Origin of the sequence: Caulobacter sp. 17J65-9, from assembly GCF_010975005.1 — a bacterium.
GTDB lineage: Bacteria > Pseudomonadota > Alphaproteobacteria > Caulobacterales > Caulobacteraceae > 17J80-11.
The window spans coordinates 1-11,781 of sequence record NZ_JAAIVC010000125.1 but is presented as its reverse complement, the minus strand read 5'-3'; the positions used below and the strand labels follow the sequence as shown (position 1 = coordinate 11,781).

Genomic DNA, 11,781 nt, shown 5'->3' with positions numbered 1-11,781 from the left:
TGCGCTTCGGCGCGGCGGCCGTAGTCGAGGGCGTCGCGCGACAGGCCGACGCTCGGGGCGTAGGGCAGGGGAGTCGAGCCGGCTTGCGTCGCGGGTGTTGCCGCCAGGGGCGTGGTCGGGGACGGCGCGCCGACCGCGGCGGTCTCGACCGGCGCGACCGCGGTTTGGGCCGGCGCGTCGGAGCCGACGGTCATGGCGTTGTGCTTGCGCGGAGCCGTCGGCACGAGGGCGCGCTTCGGCGTGGAACTGGCGGGCGGCGCGGACGGCGGGCCGCGCCGCAGCATGCCCCATTGCACCCCCATGCCGGCGGCGAAGCCCAGCACGCACAGGGTCGCGATGGTGGCGACGCGGTTGCGCCGGAACTTCGGCGGCGCGCCGCGCTTGGGGGGCAGTTCGGTGACGTCGAAAGCGGGGCCGTCCATGCGCGCGACAACCGCTGAACCGGGTTGGTGGTTGCAAGCGCTGCCGTTCCGTCGCGAGGCGGTTGACGAAGGCCGCCCGGGGAGGCCTGATCGTGGCGGGGGAAACGGGAGGTAGGGTTGAGACAGGGGGCTGTCTCCGCCGCGCCGGGCACGCGTGCCCGCACCTTGGCGGACCTGGACCAGGCCGCGATCGACCTGTTGCCGGTCGGGGTGAGCGTTTGCGCCGCCGACGGCGCGCCGATCCGCTGGAACCGCGCGGCCGAACGGCTGTGGGGCCGCGCGCCGCGCCGCAACGAGGAGGCCGAGCGGTTCGGTGGAGCCTGGCGGATGTACGGCGTCGACGGCGCCCGGCTGGCCGCCGAACGCACCCCGATCTTCGAAGTCCTGGCGGCCGGCGGACGCTGCTCGGCCGAGCTGCTGGTCGAGCGGCCGGACGGCGAGCGCAAGGCCGTGGCCCTCACCGCCGAGGCCCTGCTCGACGAAGTCGGCCGGGCGGTGGGCGCGGTGGTCTGCTTCCAGGAGCTGGCGGAACGGACGGCCCCGACGCCGTCGGCCGCGGAACGGCGGGCGCGTGACCTGCTCGAAGCCCTGCCGGCGGCCGTCTACACCACCGACGCCGACGGCCGGATCACCTTCTACAACGCGGCCGCGGCCGAGCTTTTGGGCGGCGCGCCGGATCTGGACGAGACCCGCTGGTGCGGGGCCTGGAAGCTGTTCACACCCGATGGGGCGCCGCTGGCGGTCGAAGACTGCGCCATGGCCGTGACCCTGCGCGAGAACCGGCCGGTGCGCGGGGCCGAGGTGCTGGCCGAACGTCCGGACGGGAGCCGCCGGCCGATCCTGCCGTACCCGACGCCGCTGCGCGACCGGCGCGGCCGGCTGGTGGGCGCGGTCAACATGCTGGTCGACGTCAGCGAGCAGAAGGAGGCGGAGGCCCGCCAGCGCCTGCTGGTCGACGAGCTGAACCACCGGGTCAAGAACACCCTGGCGACGGTGCAGTCGCTGGCCTTCCAGACCCTGCGGCACACGGCTTCGCCCGAGGCCTTCCGCGAGAGTTTCGAAAACCGGCTGGTGGCCCTGGCCCGCGCCCACGACCTGCTGACCCGGCGCTGCTGGCAGGGGGCGGACGTGCGCGACATCGTCTCGCGCGAGCTGGATCCCTGGACCGACGGCCTGACGGAACGGACGCGGGTCGAGGGACCGTCGGTGGAGCTGACGCCGCGCCAGGCGGTGGCCCTGGCCCTGGTGGTCCACGAGCTGACCACCAACGCGGTCAAGCACGGGGCGCTGGGCGCGCCGGACGGGGCGGTGTCGGTGACCTGGCGGCGCGAGGCCGAGGACGACGACGCGCGGGTGTACATGAGCTGGGCGGAGCGCGGCGGGCCGGCCGTGCGCCCGCCCGAACGGGGCGGCTTCGGCTCGACCCTGATCCGGCGCAGCGTGGCCGGCGACCTCGGCGGCAAGGCCGAGCTGAACTGGGCCCCGGGCGGCCTGGCCTGCACGCTGGAGTTTCCGCTGCGCGGCTGAGCAGGGGAATCTTTCAGGCTCCGCTGGAACAGCGTCCGGCGTGACGTTTTTCCGGAGTAGCGAGGCGCCGGCCCCGAAGCGCCCGCGAGCGCTCAGGAGTACCCCATGTCCGAGCCGGTCCTGCCCCAGGCCGACGCCGCCCAGCCGGCGACGGCCGTTCCCGTCACGCCTGACGTCCAGGCGGAGGTGAGGGTTGCGGGCGAGCCGCGGTCTTTCCGCGACGACGCCGCCCCCTACACCTTCATCATGGAACTGCGCGATCAGACGCCGCGCGACAAGGACCGGGTCAGCCGCCGCTGACCCTTACTTCGCCTTCTTCTTTTCGGCGATCCACTCGTCGATGTGCTGTTCGAGCAGGGAGAGCGGCATGGCCCCCTCCAGCAGCACGGCGTCGTGGAATTCGCGCACGTTGAAGTCGGGGCCCAGCTCGGCCTCGGCCTTCTTGCGCAGCTCCTTCAGCTTCAGCTCGCCGATCTTGTAGCCCAGCGCCTGGCCGGGCCAGCTGATGTAGCGCTGCAGCTCGGTCTCGATGTTGTGCGGGGCGAGCGCCGAGTTGTCCCGGAAGCAGGCGCGGGCCTGCTCGATGGTCCAGCCCTTGGCGTGGATGCCCGTGTCGGCGACCAGGCGGCAGGCGCGCCACATCTCGTAGCTGAGCTTGCCGAACCGCTCGTACGGGTCGCGGTACATCCCCATCTCGTAGCCGAGGAACTCCGAATAGAGGCCCCAGCCTTCGGTGTAGGCGGTGACGTTGGCGTTGCGGCGGAACCAGGGCTGGTCGCCGGCTTCCTGGGCCAGCGCGATCTGCAGGTGGTGGCCCGGAACGGCCTCGTGCAGGGTCAGGGCCGGCAGCTCATACAGCGGGCGCTGGTCCAGCTTGGAGGTGTTGACCAGGTAGCCGCCGGCGATGCCCAGCTGCGGCGAACCGGGCGAGTAGCGGCCGGTGGTGTAGTTCTCTTCGATCTCGCGCGGCACCGGGCGCACGCCGTAGGTCAGGCGCGGCAGGGTCTTGAACAGGCGCGGCAGCTGGTCGTCGGAGCGCTTGGCGATCTCCGAGGCCTTCTCCATCAGGTCTTCGCGCGACTGGGCGTAGAACCGCGGGTCGGTGCGCAGCCACTGCAGGAACTCGGGGAAGGTGCCCTTGAAGCCCGCCGCCGCGATTTCCTTGTCCATCTCGGCGCGAATGCGGGCGACCTCGGACTTGCCGATCTCGTGGATCTGGTCCGGGGTCAGGTCGGTGGTGGTGTAGCCGCGCGCCAGCCAGGCGTAATAGGCCTTGCCGTTCGGCAGGGTGGAGACGCCCAGGCCCGGGCGGGCCTTGGGCATGTACTCGTCCTTCAGGAAGCGCACCCACTCGCGGCGCGCCGGCTGGATCTGCTCGACGATGATCTTCTTGGCGCGGTCGCGCAGGGCGGCCTGGTCGGCGGCCGAAATGCTGTCGGGCAGCTTGGCCAGCGGGATCAGCATCGGATCCTGGTCGAGCGCGAAGGCGGCCTCGGCCTGGGCGATGGTCAGGGCGCTTTCGACGGTGGATTTCGGCTGGGTGAAGCCGGTCTTGACGCCGCGCCGGGCGTTGGCCTGGGAGTCGGCGTAGAACTTGGCCGCGCCGCCCATCCGCGCCAGCCAGGCTTCGGCCTCGGCCTTCGACGAGATCGGGGTGGAGCGGGCCAGGTAGCCGAACATGGTGCCGGGGCCGCCTTCGGAATCGAAGGCCAGGCGGGCGCCGTCGAACTGGTCGCCCTCGAGGCGCTCGTTGACGATGCGCGACAGGAAGGCGTGGTTGAAGGCGTCCTCGGCCGACAGCTGGGCGACCGGCACGGCCTTCAGGCGGGCCTGGAAGGTCTTGATGACGGCGGTGCGGCGGGCGTCGCCGGCTGGGGTGATGTCCGGCAGCTTCGACAGGGCGGCGGCGTCGCCTTCCGAACCGGAGCTGATCGGGTCTTCGGCCCGCTCGGCCGCTTCCCAATCGGCGACGATCTGCTTCCACTGGGCGGTGGCGGCCGGCTGCTGCTGGGCGGCGGCCGGCGTCGCGACGACGGCCACGGCGGCGACAGGCGCGAGCACGAGCGCGAGCGCGGTGGCGGCGGACTTGATCATAGGAGCTCCCCGACGATGCGGCGGGGCTTGTCTCGCCCCGTCCGGTCAGGCCGCTCGCACCGAGGCTGCGGCCTTCGTTTCAAAACCGCCGAGATAGTCGCGCGTGAGCGGCACCGCGTCCACCCGTTTGCTGAGTTGCAGCTGGAAGACCATGTGGCCGCGCCTGCGGAAGGCGATCTCGCTGACCACCAGGTAGAACTCCCACATCCGGCAGAAGCGCTCGTCGTAGAGGCCGGCGATCTCCTCGCGCCTGGCCATGAAGCGCTGGCGCCAGTGCCGCAAGGTCTCGGCGTAGTGCAGGCGCAGGATCTCCACGTCGGTCACCCACATGCCGGTGGGCTCGATCGACGGCAGCACCTCCGAGAGGGCGGGAATGTAGCCGCCCGGGAAGATGTACTTGGCGATCCACGGCTGGGTGGCGCCGGGTCCGTCCTTGCGGCCGATGGAGTGGATCACCGCCACGCCGTCGTCGGTCAGCAGGCGCGAGACCGCCTCGAAATAGGCCGGGAAGTTGGGCACCCCGACGTGCTCGAACATGCCGACCGAGATGATCCGGTCGAACGGGCCCTGCACGTCGCGGTAGTCGCAGAGTTCGAAGCGCACCCGGTTCGACAGGCCGCGCTCCTCGGCCCGCTCCCGGGCGATGGCCAGCTGTTCCTGCGAGAGGGTGACGCCCACCACCTCGGCGCCCAGTTCGGCCAGCGTCAGGGCCAGTCCGCCCCAGCCGCAGCCGATGTCGAGCACGCGCATGCCCGGCTGCAGCAGCAGCTTGGCGGCGAGCCGGCGCTTCTTGGCGGCCTGGGCCTCCTCCAGGCTCATGTCCGGGCGCTCGAACACGGCGCAGGAGTACTGCATGTCCTGGTCGAGGAAGCGGCGGTAGAGGTCGTAGGACAGGTCGTAGTGGTGGGCCACGTTCTGGCGCGAGGCGCGCCGGTCGTTGGCCTGGTCCATGCGTGCGCGAATGCGGCCCAGCAGGCCGAGCGGCTGCATCGGCCGGCGGGCGACCAGGTCGACGAGGTCGTAGATGGAGCCGCGCTCCATGATCAGGCCGCCGTCCATGAAGGCTTCGCCGACGGCCAGGGCCGGCTTGGCGGCGATCCGGCGTACGGTCGCCCAGTCGGCCAGGCGCACCGCCACCGACGGGTCCGGGTCGTCGCCGATCACCAGCCGCCGTCCGTCCGGCAGGCTGAAAGCCGCGGACCCTTCACGCACATACTCGCGGAGCAACCGCTCGAGCATGGCCTTATCGCCCCATTCGTCCCGATCAAGCGTAACGGTTGGAGGTGCGCGAGGTTCCCGGCGAATTCTCTAATGTTCGAAGTCGAGCACCACCCGGCCTTCGATCTGGCCCGCCTTCATGCGTGCGAACACCTCGTTGATGTTCTCGAGCCGGTCGGTGGTGACCGTCGCCTTCACCTTGCCGTCGCGGGCGAAGTCCAGCGCCTCCTGGAGATCGAGCCGGGTGCCCACGATCGAACCGCGCACGGTGATGCCGTTCAACACCATGTCGAAGATGGGAACCGGGAAATCGCCGGGCGGCAGGCCGGTGAGCGACACCGTCCCGCCCCGGTCGACCATGCCGAGCGCCTGCTCGAACGCCTTGGGCGAGACGGCGGTGACGAGCACGCCCTGAGCCCCGCCGACGGCGCGCTGCACGAAGGCGACCGGGTCTTCGGTCTTCGCGTTCACGCTCAGCGCGGCGCCGAGGCGCTTCGCCAGGGCCAGTTTGGCGTCGTCGACGTCGACCGCGATGACGTTGAGCCCCATCGCCCGGGCGTACTGGACGGCGACGTGGCCCAGGCCGCCTATGCCCGAGATGACGACCCAGTCTCCCGGCCGGGTGTCGGTCATCTTCAGGCCCTTGTAGACCGTCACCCCCGCGCACAGGATCGGCGCGATCTCGGCGAAGCCGACGTTGTCGGGCAGGTGTCCGACGTAATCGGGATCGGCCAGCACGTATTCGGCGAAGGCGCCGTTGACCGAGTAGCCGGTGTTCTGCTGCGACCGGCACAGCGTCTCCCAGGCGCCCAGGCAGTGGCGGCAGCGGCCGCAGGCGGTGTGCAGCCAGGGCACGCCGACCCGGTCGCCTTCCTTCACGCCGCGCACGTCGGCGCCGACGGCGACGACGTGGCCGACGCCCTCGTGGCCGGGAATGAACGGTGGTGACGGCTTGACCGGCCAGTCCCCGTCGGCGGCGTGCAGGTCGGTGTGGCACACGCCGCAAGCGGCGACCTTGACCAGGATCTGCCGCTGACCGGGCTCAGGCGTCGGGACCTCCTCAAGGACGAGCGGTTGACCGAACGCGCGCACTACGGCGGCCTTCATCGTCTTCATCGCACCGGCTCCCGAGCCCCTGGCGACCAACCCCGGGCCCAGTTCGCGGTTCCGACCGGTTCAGCAGCCGAAGGCGCCGGGGTCGGGGCCCTTGGCCTCTTCCTCGGTCTCGCCCTCCGCCCGGGTCACCGCCCGCTCGAGGTCGGAGCGCAGCAGGTCGTCCATGCGCGGCGAGCTTTCGCGGGTGGCGATGGTGAAGCGCTCCTCGTCGCCCCACAGCGGGCGCAGCTGCTCGAACATCCGCTCGTCGTGCAGGCGGAACAGGCGCGCCGCCCGCTCGGCGCGGTAGGCCCGCCAGCCGAGCCCGCGCAGGGTCTCGGCCGCCATGGCCAGGCCGCCCTCGAAGGTCTCGCGCTCGACCACCTGGGCGCCCTTGTCGAGCAGTTCGTAGGCGTGGCGGCGGTCGAAGGCGCGGGCCATCACCTTCAGGTGCGGGAAGGTTTCGCGGGCGATCTCGACGATCTCCGTGGCCTTTTCCCGGTCGTCGACGGCCACGACGAGGACCTTGGCGCGCTCGGCGCCGGCGGCGCGCAGCAGGTCCAGGCGCGCGCCGTCGCCGTAGTAGACCCGACGTCCGAAGCGGCGCAGCAGCTCGATCTGCTCGACCGAGCTCTCCAGCACCGAGGTGGTGAAGCCGTTGGCGGTCAGCACCCGGCCGACGATCTGGCCGAACCGGCCGAAGCCGATGATCAGGGCGTCGGGCGCGGACTCCTCCTCGAAGGCGTTGACCGGCTCGGCGCCTGAGCGGGCGGGCGTACGGGCCAGGCGTTCCCAGGCGGTCAGGGCCAGGGGCGTCGCGGCCATGGACAGGGCCACCGCCGCGGTCAGCAGGGCGGCGAGGTCGGCCCCCAGCACGCGCGTGGTCACCGCGAAGGTCAGCAGGACGAAGGCGAACTCGCCGCCCTGGGAGAGGGCGACCGCGGCGGTGCCCGCGTCGCGCCAGGGGCCGCGGAACAGCAGGCCGATGCAGAACATCACCAGCCCCTTCAGGACCATCAGCCCCAGCACGACGAGGGCGAGGTCGACCGGGCGCGACAGCACCAGCGGCACGTTCAGGCCGGCGCCGACGGTGATGAAGAACAGGCCGAGCAGCAGGCCGCGGAACGGCTCGATGTCGGTCTCCAGCTCGCGCCGGAACTCGCTTTCGGCCAGCACCACGCCGGCCAGGAAGGCGCCCAGCGCCGGGGACATGCCGACCAGTTGCATCAGCAGCGCCGCGCCCACCACGAGCAGCAGGGCGAAGGCGGTGAAGGCCTCGCGCAGGCCGGCGCGGGCGATGTAGCGGAACACCGGCTGGGTCAGGTAGCGGCCGCCGACGACCAGGGCCAGGACCGCGCCGAGCACAGCCAGGCCCTGGGCCCAGGCGGGCCAGTCGCCGATCAGGTTGATGCCGTGGGCCGCGGCCTGGGCGTCGTGCGCGGCGGCCGCGCCGCCGACCGCGAGCAGCGGCAGGAAGGCCAGAAGCGGGATGACCGCCAGGTCCTGGAACAGCAGGACGCCGAACACCGCCATGCCGACCGGGCCCCGGCGCAGGCCCTTCTCGTCAAGCAGCTGCAGCACGATGGCGGTGGAGGACAGGGCCAGGATCAGCCCGGCGGCGATCGCCTCGCGGCCGGTCAGGCCCAGCACGACGGCGCCGGCGGCGAGGGCCGCGGCGACCGCCAGCATCTGCGCCAGGCCCAGCCCGAAGATCGCCCGGCGGAGGTTCCACAGCAGGGCGGGTCTCAGTTCGAGCCCGATCAGGAACAGCAGGATGACGACGCCGAATTCGGCGGCCCGGCTCACGTCCTCGACCGCGCCGACCAGCTTGAGGGCGTGCGGCCCGATGGCCACGCCGGCGACGAGGTAGCCCAGCACCGAGCCGAGGCCGCAGCGCTTGGCGGCCGGCCCGGACACGACGGCGGCGGCGAGATAGACGAAGACCTGGGTCAGGACGGTCATGGGTCAGCCGTCCGTCGGCAGGGAGCGGGCGATGCGGGCGCCGAGTTCGGCCAGCCGGTCACGATAGGCCTCGGCGGTCCGGCGCAGGCCCTCGTCCGAGGCGATGGTCTCGCCGAACACCACGAACGGTTCGGCCCAGTGCAGGCCGCAGTAGCGGGCGGTCTGCTCGAACGGGCGCAGAAACTCGGTCAGGCTGAAGCGGTACTCGCCGTCGGCCGTGAAGTCCGCCTCCGCCGCCGAGGTCGAGATCACGCACAGCAGGGTCTTGCCGCGCAGGGCGACGCCGCGCGGGCCGTAGGCGAAGCCCTTCAGCCAGACCGCGTCGATCCACTCCTTCAGCAGCGACGGCGCGGAGTACCAGAACAGCGGGAACTGCAGGACGACGAGGTCGTGCTCCAGCAGCAGCTTCTGCTCGGTGCGCACGTCGACGGTGAAGTCGGGATAGAGCTCGTAGAGGTCGCGCAGGGTCACGCCGGGCAGGGCCTGCGCCGCCTCGGCCAGGGCCGGGTTCAGGCGCGCGCGTTCCAGCGCCGGGTGGGCGAGCACGAGCAGCGTGCGGGCGGTTTCGTCCTGTCCGGGCATGAGGGCCCATCTAGGGCAGGGGCCGGGCCCGGAGCAAGCCGCCGACTGAACGGTGTTCCGCCGGCGGCCTGGTCTCTAGTGGATGAAGTCGATCCGCGGCTGGCCGACCACCCCGGCCTTGCTCATGACCGAGCGCAGGTCGTCCGACTGCGCCCAGCTGCGCGCACGCGTCTCGTCGGCCACCTCGAACAGGATGACCACGTCGTTCGGGTCGTCGGCCTTGCGGAACACCTCGCCGCCGCTGATGCCGGCCGCCTTTCGGCTGGGCGCGTGGTTGTCGTAGCCGGGCCGCCAGGCGTCGTAGTCCTTCACCTTGTGGTGGATCACCATCTGAGTCATCGGGCGCCTCCGTAAGATCGCCGCCCGAACCGCCGTCGGGCGAACGGCGTTCCCGCCGGCTTCCCGCCGCCGTATGCTGGGGCCATGCAGCTGCGCCGCGCCCACGACGAGGACCTCGCCCGCGTCATCGAGATCTGGAACGACGCGGTGCGCGCCACCCACGACTTCCTGACCGACGCGGACATCCGCTTCTACCTGCCGATCGTGCGCGACCAGTACCTGCCCTTCGCCGAGGTCTGGGTGGCGGAGGGCGACGCGGACCGGCTGACCGGCTTCGTGGGGCTGACCAACGCCAAGGTCGACGCCCTGTTCGTAGACCCGGCCGCCCATCGCCAAGGGATCGGCCGGGCCCTGCTGGCCCACGCCTACGGCCTGAAGGGGCCGCTGGCGGTGGACGTCAACGAGGAGAACCATCCGGCGCGGGCCTTCTATGCGCGGCTGGGCTTCCGCGAGGTCGGCCGTTCGGCCACCGACGCGGCCGGCAAGCCCCACCCTCTGATCCATCTGGCCTCGGACGGGGAGGGGCTGGTCTGATGTGCAACGCCTACGTCAACAAGGCGCCCTATCGGGCCTTCGTCGAGGCGATGGAGCGGCTGGGCCTGCCGCTGCTGAAGCCCGGGCCCGGGTCTGCGCCGAACCTGGCGGAGCAGGATCCCGTCCGCCCGACCGACACCGCGCCGGTGATCCGCGCCATTCCGGGCGGGTCGGAGCTGGCCATGCTGCGCTGGGGCTTTCCGCCGGGGCGGCCCAAGGCGGGGCCGGTGATCAACTTCCGTTCTGAGGGCCGACGGTTCACGACCGGCCGCTGCCTGGTCCCGGCCTCGGCCTTCTACGAGTTCACCGGCGCGAAGTACCCGAAGACCCGCTGGCGGTTCACGGTGACCGACGCCGACTGGTTCTGCTTCGCCGGCCTGTGGCGCCCGCCGGAGGGCGAGGTCGGCGAGAGCTTCACCCTGCTGACCACGGCGCCGGGCCCGGACGTCGCGCCCTATCACGACCGCCAGCCGGTGGTGCTGGACAAGGCCGCGTGGACGGCGTGGCTGGACCCGTCGGTCGACGGCGCCGAGCTGCTGAAGCCCTCGCCGGCCGGGGCGCTCCGGGTCGAGGAAGCGCCGCAGCAGGCGACGGCGGGCACGCTGCTCTAGTTCCTTAATTGGAGCGCGATGGCCGCCGAAACCGGCGTCCACTTTCGGCTATCGCGCTCTAGGGTCTCAGCTCGGCAGCTTGTGCTTCTTCAGCCGGAAGGCGAAGCCCACGAAGCTGATCCCCGCGACGATGGCCGCGGCCGCGATCATCCAGATCACCGCCAGGGCGCCGACGCCCGGCCGCGCGATCATGGCGATGCCGAACAGTACCCACAGCACGCCGGTGAGGATCAGCAGCCACTCGCCCTGGATCTCCTTGCGCAGCTTGAAGCCGCCCCAGATCTCCAGCACGCCGACGATGATCGCCCAGACGGCGATGTAGAGCAGCAGGGCCCCGGCCACCGCCACGGGATTGATCACCGCCAGCACGCCGATGGCCACGCCGGCCAGGCCCACCACCGCCAGCCACCAGCGCGGCGTCACGCGGCCGCCTCTCCCGGTGATCGCCGCCCACAGCGCCAGCGCGCCGTCGACGAAGGCGAAGGCGCCCCAGACCACGGTCAGGGTCAGAAGGGTGATGCCTGGCATGGCGAAGGCCAGGACGCCGAAGATGATGGCGGCGATGCCGCGCAGCAGCAGCACCCACCAGTTCTGGGCCAGCGGCTGCAGCATGGCGTCGACGAGGGGGGTGGGCGAGCCGGTGTGCACGGTCATGGCGTGCCTCCTTGAAGCGGGGCGCCGCCGTTCGCGGAGAACGGGCGCCCCCACGCAGGTGCGTTACCGGTCGCCCGCGTATGTTGTTCCCCACCGGAGCCGTGGCCGGGGAACCCGCGAACAGGCTTGGCTGTTGAGCAAGCGGAGCCGTTTCGGGGGCGCACAGATGGACTACGCCGCAGCGCCGCCGGCCGCCGAGGCGGTCGAGACGGTGGTGGTCCGCGCGCCCAGGCCGACGCCCAATCCCGGCGACGCGGCCTTCTCGATCATCCGCCTGGACGCGGCCGACCTGACCCTCGCGCCGCGCGTCGACGAGGCGCTGAAGCAGGTCCCCGGCGTGTCGCTGTTCCGGCGCACCGACAGCGGCGGGGCCAACGCCACCATCCAGGGCCTGTCCCTGCGGGCGCTGGGGCCCACCGGCGCCGGGCGCGCCCTGGTGACCCTGGACGGGGTGCCGCAGAACGATCCGTTCGGCGGCTGGGTGATCTGGGCGTCCCTGCCGCCGGAGAGCCTGGCGGGCGCCTCGGTGGTCCGCGGGGCGGGTGCTGGCCCCTACGGCGCGGGCGCCCTGACCGGGGTGGTGACGCTGGACGAGGTCTCCGGCCAGCCGGGCGCCTATACCTTCGACGCCGAAGCCGGTGAGCTGGGCGCCGCCCGCGCTGCGGGCGTGCTGCAGGCGCCGCTGGGCTCGGGCGCGCTGATGCTGGCCGGGGTCGGCGAGCGGGCCGACGGCTGGATCCCGG

At 72.0% G+C, this 11,781-nt stretch carries 13 protein-coding genes; 5 read left to right on the top strand and 8 right to left on the bottom strand.

Annotated features, from left to right (window positions below):
• Positions 1 to 422 (bottom strand): hypothetical protein (locus G3573_RS16005; RefSeq protein ID WP_205598292.1); only part of this gene is annotated, 422 nt, incomplete at its 3' end.
• A 117-nt stretch (positions 423 to 539) separates the two neighbouring features.
• Between G3573_RS16005 and G3573_RS16000 the strand changes: the two genes are divergently transcribed.
• Entirely contained in the window at positions 540 to 1,949 is a 1,410-nt protein-coding gene (locus G3573_RS16000; RefSeq protein WP_163262432.1) for an HWE histidine kinase domain-containing protein, read from the top strand.
• Between the two features lie 105 nt (positions 1,950 to 2,054).
• Positions 2,055 to 2,249, top strand: a complete 195-nt coding sequence (locus tag G3573_RS15995) for a hypothetical protein (RefSeq protein ID WP_163262430.1) — start codon at positions 2,055 to 2,057, stop codon at positions 2,247 to 2,249.
• Positions 2,250 to 2,252: 3 nt separating this feature from the next.
• On the opposite strand, the gene G3573_RS15990 is transcribed toward G3573_RS15995, so the two are convergent.
• The 6 genes from G3573_RS15990 to G3573_RS15965 all read right to left on the bottom strand — a co-directional run bounded on the left by G3573_RS15990 (position 2,253) and on the right by G3573_RS15965 (position 9,239).
• The gene (locus G3573_RS15990) at positions 2,253 to 4,043 is read right to left on the bottom strand and encodes a DUF885 family protein (RefSeq protein ID WP_163262428.1); all 1,791 of its coding nucleotides are present in this window, start codon (positions 4,041 to 4,043) and stop codon (positions 2,253 to 2,255) included.
• A gap of 45 nt (positions 4,044 to 4,088) precedes the next feature.
• Complete coding sequence (locus tag G3573_RS15985) at positions 4,089 to 5,282, bottom strand: cyclopropane-fatty-acyl-phospholipid synthase family protein (RefSeq protein WP_163262426.1); 1,194 nt, start codon at positions 5,280 to 5,282, stop codon at positions 4,089 to 4,091.
• Between the two features lie 69 nt (positions 5,283 to 5,351).
• Positions 5,352 to 6,377 (bottom strand): alcohol dehydrogenase AdhP, encoded by a 1,026-nt coding sequence (adhP, locus tag G3573_RS15980; RefSeq protein ID WP_163262425.1) that lies wholly within the window; start codon positions 6,375 to 6,377, stop codon positions 5,352 to 5,354.
• Positions 6,378 to 6,437: 60 nt separating this feature from the next.
• Positions 6,438 to 8,318: a monovalent cation:proton antiporter-2 (CPA2) family protein gene (locus G3573_RS15975; RefSeq protein WP_163262423.1), complete on the bottom strand. Its 1,881-nt coding sequence runs from the start codon at positions 8,316 to 8,318 to the stop codon at positions 6,438 to 6,440.
• Between the two features lie 3 nt (positions 8,319 to 8,321).
• On the bottom strand, positions 8,322 to 8,900 hold the full coding sequence (locus tag G3573_RS15970; RefSeq protein ID WP_163262421.1) for an NAD(P)H-dependent oxidoreductase: 579 nt from the start codon (positions 8,898 to 8,900) through the stop codon (positions 8,322 to 8,324).
• A 75-nt stretch (positions 8,901 to 8,975) separates the two neighbouring features.
• Positions 8,976 to 9,239 (bottom strand): cyclase, encoded by a 264-nt coding sequence (locus G3573_RS15965; RefSeq protein WP_163262419.1) that lies wholly within the window; start codon positions 9,237 to 9,239, stop codon positions 8,976 to 8,978.
• Positions 9,240 to 9,323: 84 nt separating this feature from the next.
• Here G3573_RS15965 and G3573_RS15960 point away from each other — a divergent pair, with 84 nt between their 5' ends.
• Together G3573_RS15960 and G3573_RS15955 are read left to right on the top strand one after the other, a co-directional pair.
• Entirely contained in the window at positions 9,324 to 9,773 is a 450-nt protein-coding gene (locus G3573_RS15960) for an acetyltransferase (protein ID WP_163262418.1), read from the top strand.
• A complete protein-coding gene (locus G3573_RS15955; protein ID WP_163262416.1) occupies positions 9,773 to 10,384 on the top strand; it encodes an SOS response-associated peptidase in 612 nt (203 codons plus the stop codon). The genes G3573_RS15960 and G3573_RS15955 overlap by 1 nt, the downstream gene beginning before the upstream one ends.
• Positions 10,385 to 10,450: 66 nt before the next feature.
• Here G3573_RS15955 and G3573_RS15950 read toward each other — a convergent pair whose 3' ends face one another.
• A complete protein-coding gene (locus G3573_RS15950) occupies positions 10,451 to 11,038 on the bottom strand; it encodes an HdeD family acid-resistance protein (protein WP_163262414.1) in 588 nt (195 codons plus the stop codon).
• Positions 11,039 to 11,204: 166 nt separating this feature from the next.
• Here G3573_RS15950 and G3573_RS15945 point away from each other — a divergent pair.
• On the top strand, positions 11,205 to 11,781 hold a 577-nt coding region (locus G3573_RS15945), incomplete at its 3' end, for a Plug domain-containing protein (RefSeq protein WP_163262412.1).